The sequence below is a fragment of the Modestobacter sp. L9-4 genome (genome assembly GCF_019112525.1).
Taxonomy (GTDB): Bacteria; Actinomycetota; Actinomycetes; order Mycobacteriales; family Geodermatophilaceae; genus Modestobacter.
In genome coordinates this window covers 1,966,846-1,987,462 of the sequence record NZ_CP077800.1, presented here as the reverse complement: position 1 = coordinate 1,987,462, position 20,617 = coordinate 1,966,846, and the positions used below count along the sequence as shown (strand labels likewise).

Annotated in this window: 22 protein-coding genes; 7 read left to right on the top strand and 15 right to left on the bottom strand. The window is 75.4% G+C overall.

Features of this window, described 5'->3' with window-relative positions:
• Positions 1-47 precede the first annotated feature (47 nt).
• Positions 48-1,457, top strand: a complete 1,410-nt coding sequence (locus KUM42_RS09400) for a radical SAM domain-containing protein (RefSeq protein ID WP_237496500.1) — start codon at positions 48-50, stop codon at positions 1,455-1,457.
• On the opposite strand, the gene KUM42_RS09395 is transcribed toward KUM42_RS09400, so the two are convergent.
• The 4 genes from KUM42_RS09395 to KUM42_RS09380 are packed head-to-tail and all read right to left on the bottom strand — an operon-like array spanning position 1,437 to position 5,414.
• Positions 1,437-2,543 carry an ABC transporter ATP-binding protein gene (locus tag KUM42_RS09395; protein ID WP_237496499.1) on the bottom strand — a complete coding sequence of 369 codons (1,107 nt, stop codon included), beginning with the start codon at positions 2,541-2,543 and terminating at the stop codon, positions 1,437-1,439. The genes KUM42_RS09400 and KUM42_RS09395 overlap by 21 nt on opposite strands.
• Positions 2,540-3,319, bottom strand: a complete 780-nt coding sequence (locus tag KUM42_RS09390; protein ID WP_237496498.1) for an ABC transporter permease — start codon at positions 3,317-3,319, stop codon at positions 2,540-2,542. The genes KUM42_RS09395 and KUM42_RS09390 overlap by 4 nt, the downstream gene beginning before the upstream one ends.
• Positions 3,316-4,170, bottom strand: a complete 855-nt coding sequence (locus KUM42_RS09385; protein ID WP_237496497.1) for an ABC transporter permease subunit — start codon at positions 4,168-4,170, stop codon at positions 3,316-3,318. Before KUM42_RS09385 ends, KUM42_RS09390 begins: the two co-directional genes overlap by 4 nt.
• Positions 4,167-5,414, bottom strand: coding sequence for an ABC transporter substrate-binding protein (locus KUM42_RS09380; RefSeq protein WP_237496496.1), 1,248 nt, complete (start codon positions 5,412-5,414; stop codon positions 4,167-4,169). The genes KUM42_RS09385 and KUM42_RS09380 overlap by 4 nt, the downstream gene beginning before the upstream one ends.
• A gap of 177 nt (positions 5,415-5,591) precedes the next feature.
• On the opposite strand from KUM42_RS09380, the gene KUM42_RS09375 reads away from it, so the two are divergent.
• Positions 5,592-6,218: a CDP-alcohol phosphatidyltransferase family protein gene (locus KUM42_RS09375; protein WP_237496495.1), complete on the top strand. Its 627-nt coding sequence runs from the start codon at positions 5,592-5,594 to the stop codon at positions 6,216-6,218.
• On the opposite strand, the gene KUM42_RS09370 is transcribed toward KUM42_RS09375, so the two are convergent.
• The 7 genes from KUM42_RS09370 to KUM42_RS09340 form a co-directional block, all read right to left on the bottom strand.
• Complete coding sequence (locus KUM42_RS09370; protein ID WP_237496494.1) at positions 6,172-7,635, bottom strand: NAD(P)/FAD-dependent oxidoreductase; 1,464 nt, start codon at positions 7,633-7,635, stop codon at positions 6,172-6,174. The genes KUM42_RS09375 and KUM42_RS09370 overlap by 47 nt on opposite strands.
• 109 nt (positions 7,636-7,744) lie before the next feature.
• Complete coding sequence (locus tag KUM42_RS09365) at positions 7,745-8,374, bottom strand: TetR/AcrR family transcriptional regulator (protein ID WP_237496493.1); 630 nt, start codon at positions 8,372-8,374, stop codon at positions 7,745-7,747.
• Between the two features lie 77 nt (positions 8,375-8,451).
• Complete coding sequence (locus KUM42_RS09360; protein ID WP_237496492.1) at positions 8,452-9,324, bottom strand: MBL fold metallo-hydrolase; 873 nt, start codon at positions 9,322-9,324, stop codon at positions 8,452-8,454.
• 46 nt (positions 9,325-9,370) lie between these two features.
• Entirely contained in the window at positions 9,371-10,624 is a 1,254-nt protein-coding gene (locus KUM42_RS09355) for an MFS transporter (protein WP_237496491.1), read from the bottom strand.
• Positions 10,621-11,109 carry a nuclear transport factor 2 family protein gene (locus KUM42_RS09350; protein WP_237496490.1) on the bottom strand — a complete coding sequence of 163 codons (489 nt, stop codon included), beginning with the start codon at positions 11,107-11,109 and terminating at the stop codon, positions 10,621-10,623. Before KUM42_RS09350 ends, KUM42_RS09355 begins: the two co-directional genes overlap by 4 nt.
• A gap of 66 nt (positions 11,110-11,175) precedes the next feature.
• Positions 11,176-11,922: an SDR family NAD(P)-dependent oxidoreductase gene (locus KUM42_RS09345; RefSeq protein ID WP_237496489.1), complete on the bottom strand. Its 747-nt coding sequence runs from the start codon at positions 11,920-11,922 to the stop codon at positions 11,176-11,178.
• 157 nt (positions 11,923-12,079) lie between these two features.
• On the bottom strand, positions 12,080-12,511 hold the full coding sequence (locus tag KUM42_RS09340; protein ID WP_237496488.1) for a DUF4260 domain-containing protein: 432 nt from the start codon (positions 12,509-12,511) through the stop codon (positions 12,080-12,082).
• 148 nt (positions 12,512-12,659) lie between these two features.
• Here KUM42_RS09340 and KUM42_RS09335 point away from each other — a divergent pair, with 148 nt between their 5' ends.
• Complete coding sequence (locus tag KUM42_RS09335; RefSeq protein WP_237496487.1) at positions 12,660-13,769, top strand: NAD(P)/FAD-dependent oxidoreductase; 1,110 nt, start codon at positions 12,660-12,662, stop codon at positions 13,767-13,769.
• Here the strand turns inward: KUM42_RS09335 and KUM42_RS09330 are convergent.
• Complete coding sequence (locus KUM42_RS09330; protein WP_237496486.1) at positions 13,763-14,407, bottom strand: NAD(P)-dependent oxidoreductase; 645 nt, start codon at positions 14,405-14,407, stop codon at positions 13,763-13,765. The genes KUM42_RS09335 and KUM42_RS09330 overlap by 7 nt on opposite strands.
• 134 nt (positions 14,408-14,541) lie before the next feature.
• On the opposite strand from KUM42_RS09330, the gene KUM42_RS09325 reads away from it, so the two are divergent.
• A complete protein-coding gene (locus KUM42_RS09325) occupies positions 14,542-15,000 on the top strand; it encodes a MarR family winged helix-turn-helix transcriptional regulator (protein WP_237496485.1) in 459 nt (152 codons plus the stop codon).
• A 44-nt stretch (positions 15,001-15,044) separates the two neighbouring features.
• Here the strand turns inward: KUM42_RS09325 and KUM42_RS09320 are convergent, their stop codons facing one another.
• Together KUM42_RS09320 and KUM42_RS09315 are read right to left on the bottom strand one after the other, a co-directional pair.
• Complete coding sequence (locus KUM42_RS09320) at positions 15,045-15,848, bottom strand: MBL fold metallo-hydrolase (protein ID WP_237496484.1); 804 nt, start codon at positions 15,846-15,848, stop codon at positions 15,045-15,047.
• A 16-nt stretch (positions 15,849-15,864) separates the two neighbouring features.
• Entirely contained in the window at positions 15,865-16,398 is a 534-nt protein-coding gene (locus KUM42_RS09315; protein ID WP_237496483.1) for a MarR family winged helix-turn-helix transcriptional regulator, read from the bottom strand.
• Positions 16,399-16,553: 155 nt separating this feature from the next.
• On the opposite strand from KUM42_RS09315, the gene KUM42_RS09310 reads away from it, so the two are divergent.
• The 3 genes from KUM42_RS09310 (at position 16,554) to KUM42_RS09300 (ending at position 19,608) form a co-directional block, all read left to right on the top strand.
• Positions 16,554-17,303, top strand: coding sequence for an SDR family NAD(P)-dependent oxidoreductase (locus KUM42_RS09310; RefSeq protein WP_237496482.1), 750 nt, complete (start codon positions 16,554-16,556; stop codon positions 17,301-17,303).
• A gap of 73 nt (positions 17,304-17,376) precedes the next feature.
• Entirely contained in the window at positions 17,377-17,715 is a 339-nt protein-coding gene (locus KUM42_RS09305; protein WP_237496481.1) for a UBP-type zinc finger domain-containing protein, read from the top strand.
• Between the two features lie 24 nt (positions 17,716-17,739).
• Positions 17,740-19,608, top strand: a complete 1,869-nt coding sequence (locus KUM42_RS09300; protein ID WP_237496480.1) for a cation:proton antiporter — start codon at positions 17,740-17,742, stop codon at positions 19,606-19,608.
• A 12-nt stretch (positions 19,609-19,620) separates the two neighbouring features.
• Here KUM42_RS09300 and KUM42_RS09295 read toward each other — a convergent pair whose 3' ends face one another.
• Positions 19,621-20,607: a GlxA family transcriptional regulator gene (locus KUM42_RS09295; protein WP_237496479.1), complete on the bottom strand. Its 987-nt coding sequence runs from the start codon at positions 20,605-20,607 to the stop codon at positions 19,621-19,623.
• Positions 20,608-20,617 lie beyond the last annotated feature (10 nt).

Genomic DNA, 20,617 nt, shown 5'->3' with positions numbered 1-20,617 from the left:
TATCGTGACGGCGGGCACGTCGGTGCTGCGCGCGACAGGAGACGGTCATGACCATGCTCAGGCGGATGCGGGCCCACGTGCGGGAGCTCGCCGCGCGGACCCGGCCGGTGCACCCGGCGACGGAGGCGGCGCTGGCTGAGCGCTGGGCGGCGCTGCCGGACCACGTGAAGACCCCGGCGCAGAGCCTCGGGCAGCACGCGGTGGGCTGCGAGGGCACCCACGGCGTCTTCCCGAAGTGCAACCTGACCTGCACGCCCTGCTACCACTCGGCCGACGCCAACAAGGTCCGCGTCGACGGTGAGCACACCGTGCGCGAGATCGAGGCGCAGATGGCCTACCTCGAGGAGCGCCGCGGCCCCTACGCCCACGCCCAGCTGATCGGCGGCGAGGTGAGCCTGCTGCCGCCGGACGCGCACGCCGCCGCGCTGCAGACGATGCGCGCCCACGGCCGCTCGCCCATGTCGATGACGCACGGCGACTTCGACCCCGAGTACCTGCGCGCCCTGGTCACCGACGACGACGGCGCGCTGCGCTTCGACCGGATCAGCTTCGCGGCCCACTTCGACATGCTCATGCGTGGCCGCCGCGGCGCGGTGAAGCCGAAGAGCGAGGCCGAGCTCAACCCGTTCCGCCAGCGCTTCGTGCAGATGTTCCGCGACCTGGCCGCGGAGACCGGGCTCAAGTACTACCTGGCCCACAACATGACCGTCACCCCGGCCAACCTCGACCAGGTCGCCGAGACGGTGCGCGCCGTGCTGCCCATGGGCTTCTCGATGATGAGCTTCCAGCCCGCCGCCCACGTGGGCGACGACCGCCGCTGGAAGGAGTCCTACACCGCGGTGGACGTCGACGCGGTGTGGGCGCAGCTGGAGGCCGGGCTCGGCCACCGGGTGCCCCACGAGGGCATCGAGTTCGGCGACCCGCGCTGCAACCGGGTGGCCTTCGGGTTCATGGTCGACGGGCACTGGCACGGCGTGGTCCACCCCGACGACGCGGCCGACCGCGCGGCCCGCGACCGGTTCTTCGCCCACTACGGCGGCGTGGCCTTCAGCGGCACCCCGCCGCTGCTGCTGGTGGTCAAGCTGGCCCGCGTGCTCCGTCACCACCCCGGCGACCTGCCGGTGGCGCTGCGCTGGGCGGCCCGCACCGTCCGCCGCGTCGGCGGCCTGCGCACCGTCGTGACGGCGGCCCGGGAGGGGAAGCTGGGACTGATGACCTTCGAGGTGCACAGCTTCATGGACGCCGAGCAGGTGGGCCCGGCCTGGGCGATGATGCAGCGCGGCGAGACGGCCACCGACCCGCAGCTGCTGGCCACCCAGGAGCGGCTGGCCGCCTGCACCTACTCGATGTCGCACCCCGAGACCGGCCAGCTGGTGCCCGCCTGTGCCCAGCACTCGGTGCTCGACATCGCCGAGAACGTCGAGCTGCGGAGGCTCCTACCCCTGACCGTCGTCTGACGGCGGTACCGGGACGCCGGCCGGGGGCACGGCGTCGCCGGCCGGGGGCACGACGCACCGGTCGGCGAGGGGGAGCCGCAGCCCCACCGGCGCCCCGACCGGCAGCTCCTCCCCGGGGGCCAGCTCGCCGTCGACGGTCGTCGTCCCGCCCGGGCCGGTGACCTCCACGGTGACCAGGGCGCGCAGCCCGCGCCGGCGGACCCGCACGACCGTGCCCCGGACGTCGGCGCCGGGGTCGCCGGGTGCCGTGACGGTGACCGCCTCGGGCCGCACGACGAGCACACCGGCACCGTCGGGCGTCGGCGTGGGCAGCGACAGGACGCCGAGCGCGGAGGAGTGCCGGCCACCGGAGACCGTGCCGGGCACCTCGGTGCGCCCGCCCAGCAGCCGGCTGACCGCCAGCGAGCGGGGTGCGGCGTAGAGCTCGCGCAGCGGGCCGTGCTGCTGCAGGCGGCCGTGGTCGAGGACCGCGACGGTGTCGGCCAGCACGTCGGCCTCGGCCGGGTCGTGGGTGACCAGCAGGACGGTGGTGTCCACGCGCTGGCGGAGGCCCGCGACCAGCTCGTGCATCTCGGCGCGCAGCGCGGTGTCCAGGGCGCTGAACGGCTCGTCGAGCAGCAGCACCGCAGGCTCGGCGGCCAGCGCACGGGCCAGCGCCACCCGCTGCTCCTGCCCGCCGGACAGCGCCCGCGCGGGCCGGCCGCCGTAGCCGGCCAGCTGCACCAGGTCCAGGTAGTGCTCGGCGCGCTCGCGGGCGCGCCGACGGGGCACCCCGCGCACCCGGTCGGCGAACCCGACGTTGTCCCGCACCGACAGGTGGGGGAACAGCAGCGGCCGCTGGAACACCATCGCCATGCCGCGCCGCTCGGGGACGACACCGGCCAGGTCGCGCCCGTCGAGGTGCACGCTGCCGCTGGTCGGGGCGTCGAGCCCGGCGGTCAGCCGCAGCACCGTGCTCTTGCCCGAGCCCGACGGCCCGAGGACGGCGACGCACGAGCCGGCCGGGACGGCGAGCGTGAGGTCCGCCAGCGCGGGCACCGTCCCGTGCAGCCGGGTCAGCCCGGTGAGCTGCAGCGCGCCGCTCACCGCCGTGCCCGCCGGCCGATCGAGCCGACGACCAGCAGCAGCACCACCGGCGGCAGCACGGAGGTCAGCGCCAGCACCGCGACCTGGGCGTCGTTGCCGGTCGCCGAGGCCGCCGCGGCGATCAGCACCGGCAGGGTGACCAGCCGGCCACCGCCGACCAGCAGGGTCACCACGTAGTCGCTCCAGCCGGCCAGGAACGCCAGGAAGGCCGCGCCCGCCAGCGCGGGTGCCAGCATCGGCAGCTGGACGGCGCGCACGGTCTGCCACGCGGTCGCGCCGAGCACCCGGGCCTCCTCCTCGTAGTGGCGGTCGTGGGCGGCGTACGCCGCGCGCATGACGATCGTCGTGTACGGGACCGCGGCCACGGTCAGCAGCGCCACGACCCCGACCTCGCCGGGCACGCGCAGCCGCAGCAGCAGCACGTCCAGCCCCAGCGCGACGGCGAACGGGGGGAGCACGAGCGGGGACAGCAGCACGGCCAGCAGGGCACCGGGTGCGGGCACGCCCCGGGTGGTCAGCGCCCGGCCGGCCAGCGCACCCAGCGGGGTGGCCAGCACCGCGACCGCCAGGCCGAGCACGGTCGACCGGCCGAGGGCCGCGCCCAGGCCCCGCGCCCGGGCCTCGCGCAGCCCGCTGCTGCCCCAGGCCTGGGGCAGCAGTGCCGGGGCCGACCACCGGTCGGCGAACGCCCACAGCAGCAGCGGCACCAGGGGCAGCACCAGCCAGACCACCAGCGCACCCCGGCCGGCCCGGGAGGCCACCACCGGCGCGGTCACTGCTCGGCCGCCAGCCGGCGCAGGAACCGCAGCGAGGCGAGCACCACGACCAGCCCGAGCACGGAGGTGGTCACCGCGACCGCGGCGGCCTGCGGCCGGGCGGCGAGGTCGATGGAGGTGAACAGCCGCACGGCGATCACCGGCAGCGGCTCGGGGTACGGGCGGCCCAGCAGTGCGGCCACCTCGTAGGAGCCCAGCGTGTAGACGAAGCTCACCGCGGCCGCCGAGGCCAGCGCCGGGGCGGCCAGCGGCAGCGTGACGTGCCGGAACCGCGCCCAGCGGCCGGCGCCCAGCAGCGCGGCGGTCTCGGCGTAGGACGCCGCCCGGGTGGACAGCACCCCGGCCACCACCAGGGCGATGAACGCGGACTCCTTCCACGCGTACTCCGCGCCCACCGCGACCCACCAGCGGCCGCCCACCAGCGCCGGCCAGTCACCCGGGGCGATGCCCAGCAGGCGGGGGAGGAAGCCGGCGTCGGCCAGCAGCAGGCCCATGCCGGCCGCCCCGACCAGGTGCGGCACCGGGACGGTGAGCGCGCTGAGCGTGGCCAGCAGCCTGCTGCGCCGCACCGCCGCCGTCGTTGCCAGCGCCAGGGCCAGACCGACAGCGGCGGCCACGGCGGTGGAGCCGGCCGCGATGGCCAGGGACAGCCGGGTCGACGTCCCCAGGTCGGGCGCCGCGGCCCGCCAGGCGTCCAGCGACAGCCGGGGCACCCCGACCAGCGGGGTCAGGCCCAGGCTCAGCAGCACCGCCGAGACCAGCGCGGCGCCGACCACGACGAGCACCGGCAGCAGCGCCGGCAGGACGAGCAGCAGGGCCCGGCCGGACCGGGGCTCGGCCCGGGCGGTCACCCGGCCGCGACCTCGCGGCGCCATCCGTCGTCCAGCGGCGGGACCCAGGCCGCCGACAGCTCGGGCTGGGCGTTCTTCGACAGCTCCTCGTAGGAGGGCACGACGTCGGAGGCCGGCAGCTGGTCGAACCCGGCGCGGGCGTCGCCGATGCGGTCCATGTCCAGCACGGTGAACTGGCCCCACGTGTCGGGCTGGGCCTTGGCCAGCTGCTGCTCCGGCGAGAGCGCCAGGTCCGCGACCACCTGGGCACCGGCCTGCGAGCCCGAGGTGGAGGGGATGGCCAGGAAGCTGGCGTTGCCGAGCGTGCCCTCCTCCAGCGGCAGCACCCGGGTGGTGGCCGGGAAGGTGCCCTTGGCGACCAGGTCCTTGAGCGTGGCCGGCCCGTAGGTCATCGTCATGTCCACCTCACCGTCGGCGTAGAGCTTGTCCAGCTCCTCCTGCGACTGCGGGTAGGTGTCCCCGCCGCGCCACAGCGACGGCGCCAGCGTCTTCAGCCGGTCGTACAGCGGCGGGGTGAGGGAGTCGAAGTCGTCCTGGGAGAAGGCCAGCGGCACCTTGCTGACGCCGCCGGAGACGCTGTACAGGGCCTCGCGCAGGAACGCCGAGCCGGTGAAGTCCGGCGGCGCGGGGTAGGTGAAGCGGCCCGGGTGGGCCTGGGCCCAGTCCAGCACCCCGGCCAGCGACGTCGGCGGGTCGGTGACCTTGGCCGAGTCGTAGACCAGGCTGAACTGCGCCTTGTGCCAGGGCGCCTCGCAGCCGTCGACCGGGTTGCCGAAGTCCGTGGTCAGCAGCGGGTCGGCGGGGTCGGTGCCCGCCATGTTCGGCAGCATCGACGTCCAGTCGCACAGCCACGCGCCCGCCTGCCGGCCGGTGGCGAAGTTGTCGCCGTTGACCCAGACCAGGTCCACCTCGCCGTCGGTGACGTTGGCCTGCCGCTCGGACAGGATGCGGTTGACCGCGTCGCCGGTGTCGGCGATCGGCACCCGCTTCAGGGTCACCCCCTGCTCCGCGGCGGCCGGGGCGAGCACGTCGTCGACGTAGGCGTTGCCCTGGTCGTCACCGCCGTACATCCACAGCGCGACGGTCTGGCCCTTCGCCTCCGCCTTCACGTCGTCCCACGACCGCTGCTGGGCGACCGGCGCCTCGGCGTCCGGGGCGGCACAGCCGGCGAGCACCACGGTGAGGGCGGCTGCGACGCCGACGGCGCGGAGGGGGGACCTGCTCGGACGACGGACTCCGGACAACCGGCTGCCTCCTGCGTCGGGTGCCGGGCGAGGGGCCCGGTCGGTGGGTGTTCGCGAGCAGGCGTCGTACCGGACTGGCCGCCGTCCCGGAGCTGCGACAGGATCGTGCCCTACCGGATGACACCCCGCCACGCACGGGGCACCGCCAGCGTGGCGTCGGGGGACAGGAGGCGCCGGGTGCTCGACGCGGCTGCGCGCCGGGTGCTCGACGCACCGCTCGCCCGGGCCGCCGGCGTCCTCGACCGCCCCGGGATCAGCCCCGACCGGATCACCGCCGCCGGCCTGGTGCTGGGCCTGGCCAGCGCCGGTGCTGCGGCTGCCGCGTGGTGGGTCCCGGCGCTGCTGCTGTGGCTGGCCTCCCGGCTGGCCGACGGGCTCGACGGCCCGCTGGCCCGCCGTCGCCAGGCCGCCGGCCGCCCCGGGGACGCCGGGGCCGGTGGGTTCTTCGACATCACCGCCGACTTCCTCGTCTACGGCTCCGGCGTGCTCGGCGTCGCGCTGGGCGTCGTCCGGACGACGGACGCGCCGTGGGAGCCGTTCGCCGCCGTCCTGCTCGCCTACTACGTCAACGGCGCGGCGTTCCTGGCCTTCTCCTCCCTTGCCGAGCGGGCCGGCCGGCAGATCGACGACGGCCGCTCGCTGTCCTTCCTCGGCGGGCTGGCCGAGGGCACCGAGACGGTGGTCGTGCACGCGCTGTGGCTGCTGCTGCCCGCGATCGCCTGGCAGGTGGCCTGGGTGTGGGCCGTCGTGGTCGGGGTCAGCGCCGCCCACCGGATGTGGGCCGGTCACCGCGCCCTGCGCTGAGCCGCCGCAGCCGCACCACCCCGCGCAGCGCCAGCCGGACGGCGGGGGCCTGCAGCCGCCCGCGGACGTCGGCGATCGCGGCGTTCCACACCCCGTCGTTGTAGGTCGGGTAGGCGTGCGTGGTGCCGGCGACGTCCTGCGTGCGCAGGCCCTGCCGGACGGCGAGGGTCAGCTCGCCGAGGGTCTCCCCGGCGCGGGGGCCGATGACGACCGCCCCGCGCAGGCGGCCGCGCCGGTCGTGCACCAGCGTGGTGGAGCCGGCGGTGAGGTCCTCGGCGATGGCCCGGTCGATCTCGGTGTGCGGGACGCGCCGCACGGTCAGCCCGGCCGCCTCAGCGTCGTCCGGGCTCGTGCCGACCGAGGCGACCTCGGGGGAGGTGTAGGTGACCCGGGGGACGACGGGGTCGACCCGGCGGCGCAGGCCGAGCACCGCGTTGCCGGCGGCGAGGCTGCCGTGCACGCCGGCCACGTGGGTGAACCGCGGCCCGCCGGTGACGTCGCCGGCCGCCCAGATGCGCGGGTTGGCGGTGCGCAGGGTGTCGTCGACGACCACGCTGCCGTCCTCGGCCAGCTCGACCCCCGCGGCCGCGCAGCCCAGACCCTCGGTGCGCGCCCGGCGGCCCACGGCGACCAGCAGCCGGTCGAAGGGCACCGAGCCGCCGTCGGCGAGCGCGATCGACCCGCCGTCGGGGCCGCCGGTGACGGCGACCGCCCGGGCACCGGTGCGCACGTCGACGCCGTCGCGCACCAGCGCGGCGGTGACCAGCTCGGAGGCCTCCGCGCTCTCCACCGCCAGCAGCCGGTCGGCGGAGTTGACCACGGTGACCTCGGCGCCGAGCCGGGCGAACGCCTGGCCCAGCTCGCAGCCGATCGGCCCGCCGCCGAGCACCGCCAGCCGGGCGGGCAGCACGTCGAGGTCCCAGACGCTCTCGTTGGTGAGCGGCTCGACCCCGGCCAGCCCGGGGACCGGCGGGAGCGCCGGGCCGGAGCCGGTGGCGATCACCGCGGCCCGGAACCGGACCTCCCGCCCGTCGACGGTGACCCGGTCGGGGCCGGTGAACACCGCGTCGCCGGCCAGGACGGTGACGCCCTTGCCGCGCAGCGTCTCGGGTGAGTCGACCGGCTCGATCGTGGTGATCGCCGCCTTCACGTGCGCCATCACCCGGGCGAAGTCGACCGTCACGCCGGAGACGTCGACCCCCAGCCGGGCTGCGCCGCGGGCGTCGGCCGCCGCGGTCGCCGAGGCCAGCAGTGCCTTCGACGGCACGCAGCCGGTGTGCAGGCAGTCGCCGCCGGTGCGCTCCCGCTCGACCAGCAGGACGCGGGCACCGAGCGAGGCGGCGGTGGTCGAGGCGACGATCCCGGCGGTGCCGCCGCCGACGACGAGCAGATCCCAGATCGCGGGCTCGCGGGTCATCGGGTGCTCGGGACGGGCGACGGCTGCACGGGTGCGCTCACCCCGACGACGCTAGGCGCTCCGGGGACGCGGCGTCACGACCACCGGAGCAGGTGCCGACGAGGCTGCCTCAGGACCAGTCGCCGTCGTCGGTGCCGAGGTGGTCGCGGCCGAGGTCGGTGATCGGGATGGCCGCCATGCTGGTCAGCCCGATGTCCAGCAGCGTCGCCCGGGGAACGCCCGACCCGCCCAGGGTGGACATGCCCTCGATGACCGCGCAGAAGTAGGCCCCGAGGGAGTCCGGGTCGGCGGTGGTGTCGATCTCCCCGGCGGTCTGGGCGTCGGCGATGCAGGCGGCGTAGTGCGTCCGCATCGTCTCGAACGCGGCCGCCACCGTCGAGGCGACGGCGGGGTCGTGCGCCGACAGCTCGACGGCGGCCTTGGTGAACAGGGACGGCGGGGCCTGCGCCGAACCGTGCTCGACGGCGACCTTGACCAGCTGCGAGCGGATGCGGGTGATCGGGCTGTCCGCGCCGTGCCGGATCGACTCGACGGCGTCCACGGCCTCGGCGGCATCGCTGAGGAACGCCCGCATGAACAGTTCCCTCTTGCCGCCGAAGGCGTTGTACAGGCTCTGCCGGGCGAGGCCGGTCGCCTCGAGGAGGGCGTCGAGCGAGGTGCCCGCGAAGCCGGTCTCGGCGAACGCCTTCCGGGCACGGGCGATGACGTCCGCCTCGTCGAAGGTGCGGGGTCTGGCCATGGTCGTCCTCCTCCTCGAGTCCTCGACCGCTCCCTCCATCATCCCGCACGACGACGAGACGATCGTCCCGTCCGCCGTCAGAGCGGGTGGGGGGTCAGCGACGGCGTCGCTGCGGGGTCGTACCGGCGGAACACCGCGTCCGGGAAGTGCGGACCGACCAGGACGGCGCCCTCGCGGGCCACGCGGTCGGCGATGTCGGTCCGCGTGCGGACGGCCGTCGCCGCGTCGTGGTCGCCGACCCACCTCAGGTCCGGGTGCAGGACCTCGGCGGGGCAGTGCACGGCGTCGCCGACGATGAACGCCCGGCGCCTGGTCCCCTGCACCGAGAAGGCCGTGTGCCCCGGCGTGTGCCCCACCGTCGCGACGGCCGTGACCCCCTCGACGGGCTCGGAGCCCTCCACCAGGTGCCGCCGCCGCGCGCCGATGATCCGGAGCTCGTGCGGCCGGGGACCGACGGCGTCACCCTCCTGCCCCGGGCCCGCCCAGGCGTCCCACTCGTCCTCGCTGAGCCAGTACTCCGCGTTCGGGAACGTGGGGACGCCGTCCGCGGACTCGTCGCCGATCCACCCCACGTGGTCGGCGTGCAGGTGGGTGAGCAGGACGGCGTCGACGTCCTCGGGCCGGACCCCCAGCTCGCGCAGGTTCTCGAGCAGTGCGCCACCGCGCATGTACGCGTCCCGGGACGTCCCCGGCCGGACGAGGGGGATGGTCCGGGCGCCGATGCCGGCGTCGACGAGGACCCGCCGGTCCCCGGTGGTGACGAGGACCGCGCCGACGCTGAGGACGAGCATGCCGTCCTCGTCGAGGACGTCGAGACCGTCGGTGAACAGGTCCTCGTGCCCGCCCGGGTAGGCCACGCCGGGCTCGGCGCGGAACTCGCCGTCCGGGACGTAGGTGAGGGTGACGCCCCCGAGGTCGAGGCTCGTGGTGGGGGCGGGGGAGGCGTTCATGGGGACTCCAGGGGACGTGGGCTGGACCGCAGGGACTCCGACTCCATCAGCGGCTCGGCGCCGCGGCCTCCGTGCTCTCGCGGGGATCTGCGTCCTCGCCCGGGCTCCCGACGGGGTCGACCGCCCGGCTCCGGGAGCCCAGCGCGAGGAAGGCGAGGGCGCCGACCAGCGCGACCACCCCGGCGAGCCGGAAGTCGGCGTCGATCCCCCAGGAGGTGACCGCCACGCCGCCGAGCACCGAACCCGCCGCCAGGACGAGCTGGATGGTGGTGACGAACAGCGACAGCCCGGTCTCCGCACCGGCCGGGGAGGCGGTGGACATCCACGTCTGCATCGCCAGCGGGAGGCCGCCCCACACGAAGCCCCAGACCGCGACCAGTGCGACCGCCCCGGGGGTCGAGTGCGCCAGGCTCGGGAGCAGCAGGACCGTCGCGGCGAGCACGATCTCCGCGGCCGCGGTCGTGCCCACCAGGCTCCGGCCCAGCAGTGCGCCGATCACGAAGTTGCCGACGATCCCGGCGATCCCGAAGAGCAGGAGCGCGAGGGTGACGGTCCCGGGGCCGACCGCGACGACGTCCTCCAGGTACGGCGACACGAAGGTGTAGGCCGCGAACTGCGAGAAGAACAGCACCGCGGCCGCGAGGAGCCCGATCCGGGCACGGGGGACCCGGAACAGCGCCCCGAGCGTCGCGACCCGCACGCGATGGGTGGCCGGCATCCTCGGCAGGGTCATCAGCTGCAGACCGAGCGCCACCAGGCCGATCGCGCCGCCGATGACGAACGCGACCCGCCAGCTGGTGAGCGCGGACACCGCAGCGCCCAGCGGGAGGCTGACGACGGTCGCGACCGAGATCCCCGCCGTGATGACCGCCGTCCCCCGGATGGCGTCCGCCGGCGGGACCAGTCGCCCGGCGAGCCCGGCACCGACCGCCCAGAACCCGCCCAGGCTGGTCCCGAGCAGCACCCGGGCCACCAGGAGGACGGCGAACGACGGGGCGAGCGCGGCGAGGGCGTCGGAGACGACCAGCAGCGCGCTGAGGCCGGCGAGCACGAGCCGGCGGTCCAGTGCGGACGTGGCCACCGTGACCACCGGGGCGGCGATCGCGGCGAAGAGCCCGGTGAGGACCACCAGCAGGCCTGCCGTCCCGATCCGGACGTCGAGGCCCGACGAGATCGCCGGGAGGACCCCGATCGGCAGGAACTCCGACAGGACGATCGCGAACGAGCCGAGCGCGACGGAGGAGACGCCGAGCCAGCCGCGGCCCTCCGCGGCCTCGGTCGGCGTGCGGGCCGCGGTCACGAGATCGCCGCCAGCAGGACGGTCGGGTCGCCCTCGAGCCACCGGGTGTCCATCGTGAACCGCGCGACCCGCGGCCCCTCCGGGGTGGGGCGGACGTCGAAGGTCCAGGTGTTGCCCATCAGCACGTGCCGCGTCCTGGTGCTGTCCGGGCCCTCCCCGGGCAGGAAGTGCTGGGCCGACGCGTAGGCCTCGATCACCCAGCCGTCGCCGGCGGCGCGGTAGGTGACGTTGGAGACCATGTGCATGGTGTCCAGCGGGCCGACGGACCCGATCATCGTCGGGACGACGGTCTCGCGGCCGGTCAGGACCGGGAAGTCCAGCCCGATCCTGGTCGTGGCGGGCGTCAGGTCGACGACGACGTCGTCGGTGAGCAGGTCGGTCAGGATGCCGGCGTCGCCCTCGTCGAGCGCCCGGGCCCACAGCAGGGGCAGCGGCGCGAGCTCGCGCTCGGTCTCGAACGGGACGGGTGTGGCGTGGTCGGTCACGGGTGTGCTCCTCGCTGGTGGCTGGCGTGCTGGTGGCTGGGGTGCTGGTGGGTGGCGGTGTGGGCGTCAGGCGATGGTGGAGCCGCCGTCGACGACGACCTCGCTGCCGGTCATGCCCGAGCTGGCGTCGGAGACCAGGAACAGGACGACGGCGGCGACCTCCTCGGGACGGAGCAGCCGGCCGAACGGCAGCCCGGCGGCGACCTGCTGCACGAGCGCGTCCCCGTTGCCCGGGAGCAACCCCTTGAAGCCGGGCGTCTCGGTCGGCCCGGGGATGATCGTGTTGATCCGGACGCCGCGCGGTGCGAGTTCTGCCGCCCAGGTGCGGGTCAGCGTCGCGACCGCCGCCTTCGACCCGCCGTACAGGCCGAAGTTGCGCTCGGTGCCGGACGCGGCGGTCGAGCCGGTCACGACGATCGCCGCGCCCTCGCTCAGGAAGGGCAGCGCTCCCTGCACCGTGAGGGTCGTGCCGCGGACGTTGGTGCCGAAGGCGGTGTCGATGTCCTCGGGCGTGACGTCGGCCAGGGGCTTGAACTCACCGATGCCGGCGTTGACGTGCACGGCGTGCAGCCCGGTCCCGCGGGCGGCGACGGCCTCGAAGAGCGTCGCCACGTCGGCGGGGTCCGAGGCGTCCGCGCGCACGGCCGTCACCGCGTCGCCGAACTCCGCCGCGACCGCGTCGAGCTGCGCCTGCCGCCGTCCGGTGACGACGACGTGCGCGCCCTCCTCGACGAACCGGCGGACGACCGCCAGCCCGATCCCCGAGGTACCGCCGGTCACCAGGGCCGTCTTGCCGTTCAGTGCTGCGTCCATCACGAGCCTCCGCTAAGGTTGTAGACCAACTGGTCACAAACCCTAGGCCGTACTTGACCGATCAGTCAAGAACCTGGCGGAAGTCGTCTCTAGCGACGCCGTACGCGCGCCTGACCTGCGGATGGTCAGCAGGTCAGGCGCGGTGGGTGCTGACGGCTCAGCGGTGGGCGTGCCCGGCGCCCGGCTCCTTGATCCCGAGGTGGGTGTGACCGAAGCCCTCGTCGTACTTCACGCCGTAGCCCAGTGCACGGTCCAGGCCGATGTGCACCAGGCCGACGGCGCCGGCGACGGTGAGCGCGGTGACGTCCCAGGCCAGGCCCGCGGTCAGCAGGGCCACCGACAGGGGTGCGGTGTGCGCCAGGTTGTAGCTCCAGGCGCCCACCCGGTTGCCGGCGAGGTAGCCGAACGCGGCCAGGTCCGGCACCAGGAACAGTGCCGGGACCAGCCACCACGGCGCGCCGGTGGTCCCGTGGACGACGAGCCCGGCCACGGCGAGGGCCAGCCCCTCGGTCCGCAGCCAGGTGCGGGGACGGCCGGTGACCACGCCCACGACTGCGGGGGTGGTGTCGATCGTCAGGGTGGTGGTCATGGCTGCCTCCAGGCGTCCGGGAGCCCGTTGGCTCACTGCGTTAGCTGAAAGCTAGCACCGTTAGCCAGTGTGTCAAGGGGCCCGCAGGTGGCCGCCCAGGAGCCGCCCACGCCTCCGGGGCGCAGGTCGAGAGCGGATGATGCGGCGGGTGACCTCCGCGCCGTCCGTGCACGACGTGCTCGTCGTCGGTGCCGGGCAGGCCGGGCTCGGCACGGCCTGGTGGCTGACCCGGAAGGGCGTCCGGGACGTCGTGGTCCTCGACGCCGGCGAGGTCGGTGGCAGCTGGCTGCGGCGGTGGGACAGCCTGCAGCTGTTCACCCCGCGCCGGTTCAGCAGCCTGCCCGGACGCCGGTTCCCCGCCGGCCCGACGCCGTCGCCCGACCGGACCGAGATGGCCGGCTACCTCCGGGGCTACGCGGCCCGCCTGGGCGTGCCCGTCCGCACCGGCACCCCGGTCACGCGGCTGACCCGGGACGACGGCGGTTTCTGCGCACAGACGCCGGACGGACCGGTCCGTGCCCGGCAGGTGGTGCTCGCCGTCGGCCCGTTCACCCGCCCCCGGGTGCCGGCCGCATCGCAGCAGCTGGACCCGTCGGTGCACCAGCTGCACTCCTCGCGGTACCGCCGCCCGGCCGACGTCCCGCCGGGACCGGTGCTGGTGGTCGGCGGCGGCAACTCCGCCGCACAGCTGGCGGTCGAGCTCGCCGCCACGCACCAGGTCACCGTCGTCGCCCCGCGCGAGCCCCGGTTCCTGCCCGAGCGGCGGTGGGGCGTGGGCATCTACTGGTGGCTGCTGCTGTCCGGGGTCCTCAACGCCGGCAGCGGCAGCCGGGTGGCCCGCGGCGTGCGCCGGCGCGGCGACGCGATCGTGGGCCGCGACCTCGCCCGGCTCCGGGACGCCGGCACGATCGGCTGGCTGACCGGTCGGGTGGTCGGCGCGCACGGCACCGCCCTGCGGCTGGACGACGGCCGCGCGGTGGAGGTCTCCGCCGTCCTGTGGTGCACCGGGTCGCTGCCGGAGACCGGCTGGCTCGACGTCCCCGGTGCCCTGGACGGCGACGGGCTGCCGCTGCACGACCGGGGCGCGTCCCCGGTGCCCGGCCTGCACTGGATGGGGCTGCCCTGGCAGACCCGGGTGAACAGCTCGATCATCGACGGCGTCGACCGGGACGCCCGTCGGACCGCCCGCCGCATCGCCGGTGGAGTCCCGGGGCGCCGGGAACGCACCCCGGGGACTCCATCAGGGCTACCTCAGTAGGCGACGGTGAAGCGCTGGCGCCGGTGGGCGGCCTGCTCGACCTCGTCGACGACGGCCGTGCCGAAGTCCGCGCCGGAGATGAAGGAGTTGCCCTCGGCGTCGGCCAGCAGGACGTCGCCACCGGTGCGGTAGCTGCCGGTGCGCTCACCCACGGCCCAGGCGCCGAAACCGCCGGCCGGGCTGACGTAGAACCAGTCCAGGGTCTCGTCGGAGGCGCGCAGGTCGTCCAGGACGTCCTCCATCGTGCGCGCCTCGGGCTTGATCGCCTCGGGGAACCACTCGGCGTCGATGACCTTGATGCCGCCGTCGGTGACGAACAGCGAGCCGGCGCCGCCGACGACGCCGAGCCGCACGCCGGCCTGCTGCGCCTTCGCGGTCACCGCGGCGGTCACGTCGCGGAGGGTGTGCTCCAGGTCCCCGCGCGGGGAGAGGGCGACGACGACCACGTCGGCGTCGGCCACGACCCGGTCGTGGGTGTCCGGGTGGCTCACGTCGGCGGAGACGTGGGTGACGCCCTCGATCGGCTCGGCAGGGGCGGTGCGGCTGTAGCTGGTGACCTGGTGCCCGCGGGCGACGGCCTCGCGGACGATGTTGCTGCCGGCGTAGCCGGTGCCACCCAGGACGGTGATGCGAGCCATGACGTGTTCCTCCACTGGTGTGTGCCGCCCGCGCCTCCGTCCACGGGGACGGGGCGCCGGCGGCGAGAGCAGTTGCTTGCTCACGCAAGGAGTCAACACCCTGGGTGCTTGCGCGCGCAAGTACCGTGGGACACATGGCGGCACGACCCGGCGACCCCGTCCCCCTCGACGCAGCGGAGGAGGACCTGCTGCGCACCTTCAGTCAGGTGTGGAGCGCGCTCCCCCGGCTGATGGACGCCGACCTCCAGGAGCTCGGCCTGCCGCTGGGGGAGTACTTCGTGCTCATGCACCTGTCCGAGGCGCCGGGCCGGAGCCTGCGGATGAGCGAGCTCGCCGCGGCCACGGACATGTCCCTCAGTGGCACCACCCGCGCCGTCCAGCGCCTGGAGGCCGGTGGCCTGGTGCGCCGCGAGCGGTCCGACGACGACCGGCGGGGCTGGCACGCCGTGCTCACCGATGCCGGGCTCGACCGGCTGCGCGAGTGCTGGCCGACGCACCTGGCCAGCGTGCGGCGGCACTTCTTCGACCACCTCACCGACGAGGAGCGCCCGGTGCTGGCCCGCGCCCTCCACCGGGTGCTGTCGGGGGGCTGACCGGTGGAGTCCCAGGGCGCCGGACGTGCGCCGCTGGGACTCCATCAGGCCCGCAGCGAGACCGTCTCCCCGCGGCCGACGACGCGGACCTCGCCCGGCGCCCGGCGGGCCGCCACCTCGGCGACGAAGTTGCCCAGCGGGTCCTTGAACAGGCCGTAGTCGTCGTAGTGGACCGGCACGGTCAGCCGGGGGGTGAGCAGCTCGACCAGGTCGGCGCCCTGCCGGGCGTCCATGGTGACCGTGATGCCGGCGACCTTCGTGCCGCCGAGGTGCGGGACCAGGGCGTCGAGCGGGCCGCAGCGCTGCAGCACCTCGCCGAGCACCGGCCGGTAGAGGCTGTCGCCGGTGACGTAGCCGCGCCACCGCACCGTCCCGGCGCGCCGGAGCTCCAGCACGCTGCCCATGACCTGGGGGAGCAGTCGCGCCAGCGGGCCGGGGCCGTGCACGCCGGGCACGCTGGTGATCCGCAGGACGGCGTCCCCGCGGGTGAGCTCGTGGGTCTGCCACGGGCGCAGGTCCGAGGTGTCGGTGAACCCGCGCTTCGCCAGGCAGCCGGCGGCCTCCGGGGTGGTGATCACCGGGGTGGCCTTGGGCAGCGACCGGGTGGCGACCCGGTCCCAGTGGTCGCCGTGCATGTGGCTGAGCAGGACGGCGTCCAGGGCCGGCAGTTGCGCGGGCAGCAGGGCCGGCTGGGTGAGCCGGCGGCTGCGCAGGCCGTAGCCGAGGTGGGCCCACTGCCCGCGGTGCAGGAAGTTCGGGTCGGTCAGCAGGGTGAACGGCCCGAGCCGCAGCAGCGTGGTGGCGGTGCCGCCGAAGGTCAGCGTGACGTCGTCCGGTGCGTCGGCCATGCCCGTCGGCTACCCCTCAGGTGGGTGGGGTCAACCCCGGCAGCCGGCGCTGCGGCACGCCCGGGCGGGGGAGGGTGCCGTGCGCGAGCACCTGCTCGTGCACCTGCTCCAGCGCGCTGCGCAGCGGGGTGAGCAGTGCGGGGTCCAGGCCGTCGAAGAACACCTGCCGGACGAACGCCGCGTGTCCGGGGGCGGCCGCGGCCTGGGCGGCCCGTCCGGCGTCGGTGAGCACGGTGTCGGTCGCCCGCCGGTCGGTCGCGGACGGGCACCGGTCGACCATCCCGCGGTCGCTCATCCGCTGCAGGTGGTGGGACAGCCGGCTGCGCTCCCAGCCGATCCGGGCCGCCAGTGCCGTGAGCTGCAGGCGGCCACCCGGTGAGTCGGCCAGCGCGTTGAGCACGTCGTAGTCCGGCAGGGAGAGGTCGCTGTCGCGCTGCAGCTGGCTGTTCATCTCGTGGGTCAGCCGCAGCACCACCCGCATGAAGGCGAACCAGGTCTCCTGCTGCTCGTCGGTGAGCAGCGGCTCCGGTCCTCCCGCTGGACGTGCCATGGCGCGCGCCTCCCGTTCCCGTGGGTGTCCAGTGTCCCTCCCCGGCGACCCCTGACCCCCGCTGGTCGCCCGCGCAGCGGAACAGGTGACATGTCACGCTGGTCGTCGGGGTGTGCGGGACGTCAGCCCGCCGGGACGAGAGGCGAGGGACGACCATGGGACAGCTCGAGGGCAGGACGGCGCTGGTGACCGGTGCCACCAGCGGGATCGGTCTGGCCATCGCGCAGCGGTTCGCCGCCGAGGGCGCCACGGTCTTCGTGACCGGCCGCCGTCAGCAGGCACTCGACGAGGCGGTGGCCTCGATCGGGCACGGCGCGGTCGGCGTGCAGGGCGACGTCAGCGACGCGGCCCACCTCGACCGGCTCTTCGCCGAGATCGGCGCCGCGGGCCGCGGCCTGGACGTCGTCGTGGCCGCGGCTGGCGGCGGGGAGTTCGCCGCGCTCGGGGAGATCACCGCCGCGCACTACGCCGACACCTTCGACCGGAACGTGCGCGGCACCCTGTTCACCGTGCAGGGCGCGCTGCCGCTGCTCGCCGACGGCGCCTCCGTCGTGCTGCTCGGCTCGACCGCCACCCTGCACGGGACGCCGTCCTTCAGCGTCTACGCCGCCTCCAAGGCCGCGCTGCACTCGTTCACGAGGACCTGGGCGGTGGAGCTCGCCGGCCGGGGGATCCGGGTCAACACCCTGGTGCCCGGCCCGACCGAGACGCCGGGGCTGCTGGCGCTGGCCCCCGACTCCGCGGCCGCGCAGCAGATGCTGCAGGGCATGGCGGCCGGGATCCCGCTGAAGCGGGTCGCGCGCACGTCGGAGATCGCCGCCGGTGCGCTGTTCCTGGCCTCGGACCAGAGCAGCTTCATGACCGGCAACGAGCTGGTGCTCGACGGCGGCGAGGACCAGGCCTGACCGCACGGCACCTTCCCCCGACCGGCCGCGGGCAGGCAGACTGCCCGCGGCCACCGACCCCGAGGAGCACGCCATGACCCAGATCGACCCCACCACCCCGCCGAGCGGCACCGGCTGCGTCGAGTGCGACGCGACCGGCGCGTGGTGGTTGCACCTGCGCCGCTGCGCGGCCTGCGGGCACGTCGGCTGCTGCGACTCCTCGCCCAACCAGCACGCCTCGGCCCACGCGCACGCCAGCGGCCACCGGGTGATCCAGAGCTTCGAGCCCGGCGAGGGCTGGTTCTGGGACTACGTGGCCGGTGAGTACGCAGACGGCCCGCCGCTGGCGGCGCCCACCGCGCACCCGGCCGACCAGCCGGTGCCCGGCCCGGCCGGCCGCGTCCCGGCCGACTGGACGTCGCACCTGCACTGACAGGATCGTGCACGTGAGGACCTCGTGGAGCTGACCGCCCAGCTGGTGGGCCTGGTCATCGCCGTCGGACTGGTCGCGGGGCTCTGCGACCGGTTCGGCTGGCCGACCCCGCTCGTGCTCGTCGTCGTGGGTGCCGCGGCCTCGTTCGTGCCCCACGTGCCCGACGTGCAGCTCGACCCGGACGTCGTCCTGTTCGCGGTGCTGCCGCCGCTGCTGTACGCGACCACGTCACGCACCTCGCTGTTCGACTTCAAGCACAACAAGCCCAGCATCATCGCGATGAGCGTGGTGCTCGTCGTCGTCACGACGCTGTTCGTGGGCTGGGTGACCTGGCTGCTGCTGCCCGGTGTGGCGCTGGCCGCCGCGCTGGCGCTGGGTGCGGTGGTCGCCCCGCCGGACGCCATCGCCGCCTCGGCGGTGGGCCGCCGCCTCGGGCTGCCGCGGCGGGTGGCCACGCTGCTGGAGCACGAGAGCCTGGTCAACGACGCCGCCGCGCTGATCGCCCTCAGCGTCGCGGTGTCGGCGCTGACCTCCTCGCCGTCGGCCCCCGAGGTCGCCGGCGAGTTCGTCTGGGCCGTCGTCGGTGCGGTGCTGGTGGGTGCCGTGGTCGCCGGGGTGCTGGCGGTCACCCGGGCCCGGCTGCGTGACCCGGTGCTGGACACCCTCGTCTCCTTCGTCGCGCCCTACCTGGCGTTCCTGGCCGCGGAGGAGGTGCACGCCTCCGGTGTCCTGGCCACCGTCGTCACCGGGCTGACGCTGGCGCACTACTCGCCGAAGGTGCAGACCGCCTCGGCCCGGGTCACCGAGGCGATCACCTGGCGCACCGTCGCCTTCGTGCTGGAGAACGGCGTCTTCCTGCTCATCGGGCTGCAGCTGCCCGGCCTGCTCTCCGGCGCCGCCGACAGCGGCCTGGGCACCGGGCGGATCGTCGTCGTCTGCCTGGGCGTGCTGGTGGCCACGATCGTCGTCCGTGCCGCCTTCGTGTTCGGGCTGGCCGGCCTCCTCGCCGTCGGGACGCCGTGGATGCGCCGGGAGGCGTGGAGCCCCGCCGTCGCCGGGCTGGTCTCCTGGGCGGGCATGCGCGGGGTGGTCACCCTGGCCGCGGCGCAGGTGCTGCCCGAGGACGTGCCCAACCGCGAGGTGCTGCTGCTGGCCGCGTTCACCGTCGTGGTCGGCAGCCTGCTGGTGCAGGGCTCGACGCTGCCGTGGCTGGTGCGCAAGGTCGGCCTGCCCCCGCCGGACCCGGCCGAGGACGCGCTGCGGGCCGCCGAGCTCAGCGACGCCGCGAACGCCGCGGGGCTCGCGCGGCTGGCGGAGCTGACCACCGGCGAGGAGCCGGACGGCGTCGTCCACCGGCTGCGCGACCGCTCCATCGCGCGGTCGCACGCCAGCTGGGAGCGGCTGGGCCGGCCGCTGGCCGACCAGGAGACGCCCTCGAGCATCTACGCGCGGCTGCGGATGGCGATGCTCGACGCCGAGCGGGACGTCGTCGTCGCGGCCCGCGACGCCGGGACCGCGCCCGGGAACGTGCTGGAGGCGGCGCTGTCCCAGATCGACGTCGAGGAGTCGCTGCTGGACCGGCACGAGGAGCTGGAGGCCTCGACCTCGGACCGGGCCCTCGTGCCGCGGCCGCGCGAGGCCAAGTGCGCCCACCTCCGGCTGGCCCCGGCGGGGGAGGCCGACCCCGCCTCGGCGTGCGAGGACTGCGTCCGCGAGGGGACGACGTGGGTGCACCTGCGCCGCTGCATGACCTGCGGCCACGTCGGCTGCTGCGACTCCTCGCCCATGCGGCACTCGGCGGCGCACTACCGCACGGTCGGCCACCCGGTCATCGTCAGCGCCGAGCCCGACGAGGCCTGGCGCTGGTGCTGGGTGGACAGCGAGCTGGGCTAGACGAAGGACCCCTCATCCCTCCTGCGCTCGGGACGGGGCCACGAACCGGGCGCGGTACTCCGAGGGGCTCAGGCCGGTGTGCCGGCGCAGCAGGGCGCGCAGGTTCGCCGTGGTGCCCAGGCCGCTGCGGTGGGCCACCGCGTCCAGGCCGGTGCCCTGCTCCAGCAGCCGCCTGGCCAGCTCGACCCGTTCGCCGGTCAGCCAGCCCAGCGGCGTGGTGCCCAGCTCGGTGCGGAACCGCCGGTGCAGCGTCGTCACGCTGAGGTGTGCGTGCCGGGCCAGCTCCGCGACGGGCAGCGGGCGGTCCAGCCGCGCCTGCGCCCAGGCCAGCGTGGCGGTCAGCGGCTGCTCGGCCGCGGCGGGCACCGGGCGCTCGACGAACTGGCGCTGCCCGCCGTCGCGGTAGGCGGCGAACACCAGCCGGCGGCTGACCGAGTTGGCCGCCTCGGTGCCGTGGTCGCGGCGCACCATGTGCAGCGCCAGGTCCAGGGCCGCGGCACTGCCCGCGGAGGTCAGGACGTCGCCGTCGTCGACGAACAGGACGTCGGGTTGCAGCCGCACGGCGGGGAAGCGGCGGCGGAACTCCTCGGCCAGCTGCCAGTGCACCGTCGCCGGCCGCCCGTCCAGCACCCCGGCCTCCGCGAGGGTGAAGGCCCCGGTGCACAGCCCCACGAGCCGGGCGCCGCGGTCGTGCGCCCGGCGGATCGCCGCCAGCACGTCGGGGTGGTGCGCCCGGACGACGTCCGGGCGGTTGGGCACGACCACCGTGTGCGCGGCGTCCAGCTCCGCCAGGTCACCGACGTCGGCGAAGGCGAAGAGGCCGTCGCGGGCGGTGGCCCGGCCGCCGGGCGCCACGACGCGCAGGTCGTAGAGCTCCCGGCCGAGGTCGGCGCGCCGCCGCGCCCCGAACACCTCGCAGGCGCAGCCGACCTCGAAGGGGTTGGAGTCCTCGTCGACGAGCAGCGCGACCGGCAGCGGCTGGTCGGATCCTTGCGGCATGTGGCGATCC

Excerpts from the sequence above, each read along its gene's own strand:
- KUM42_RS09345 (WP_237496489.1), bottom strand. The coding sequence starts at position 11,922 with ATGGACGCAGCACTGAACGGCAAGACGGCCCTGGTGACCGGCGGTACC.
- KUM42_RS09315 (WP_237496483.1), bottom strand. The coding sequence starts at position 16,398 with ATGGCACGTCCAGCGGGAGGACCGGAGCCGCTGCTCACCGACGAGCAG.
- KUM42_RS09365 (WP_237496493.1), bottom strand. The coding sequence starts at position 8,374 with ATGGCCAGACCCCGCACCTTCGACGAGGCGGACGTCATCGCCCGTGCC.
- KUM42_RS09320 (WP_237496484.1), bottom strand. The coding sequence starts at position 15,848 with ATGGCCGACGCACCGGACGACGTCACGCTGACCTTCGGCGGCACCGCC.
- KUM42_RS09295 (WP_237496479.1), bottom strand. The coding sequence starts at position 20,607 with ATGCCGCAAGGATCCGACCAGCCGCTGCCGGTCGCGCTGCTCGTCGAC.
- KUM42_RS09325 (WP_237496485.1), top strand. The coding sequence starts at position 14,542 with ATGGCGGCACGACCCGGCGACCCCGTCCCCCTCGACGCAGCGGAGGAG.
- KUM42_RS09330 (WP_237496486.1), bottom strand. The coding sequence starts at position 14,407 with ATGGCTCGCATCACCGTCCTGGGTGGCACCGGCTACGCCGGCAGCAAC.
- KUM42_RS09310 (WP_237496482.1), top strand. The coding sequence starts at position 16,554 with ATGGGACAGCTCGAGGGCAGGACGGCGCTGGTGACCGGTGCCACCAGC.
- KUM42_RS09340 (WP_237496488.1), bottom strand. The coding sequence starts at position 12,511 with ATGACCACCACCCTGACGATCGACACCACCCCCGCAGTCGTGGGCGTG.
- KUM42_RS09305 (WP_237496481.1), top strand. The coding sequence starts at position 17,377 with ATGACCCAGATCGACCCCACCACCCCGCCGAGCGGCACCGGCTGCGTC.
- KUM42_RS09400 (WP_237496500.1), top strand. The coding sequence starts at position 48 with ATGACCATGCTCAGGCGGATGCGGGCCCACGTGCGGGAGCTCGCCGCG.
- KUM42_RS09370 (WP_237496494.1), bottom strand. The coding sequence starts at position 7,635 with ATGACCCGCGAGCCCGCGATCTGGGATCTGCTCGTCGTCGGCGGCGGC.
- KUM42_RS09360 (WP_237496492.1), bottom strand. The coding sequence starts at position 9,324 with ATGAACGCCTCCCCCGCCCCCACCACGAGCCTCGACCTCGGGGGCGTC.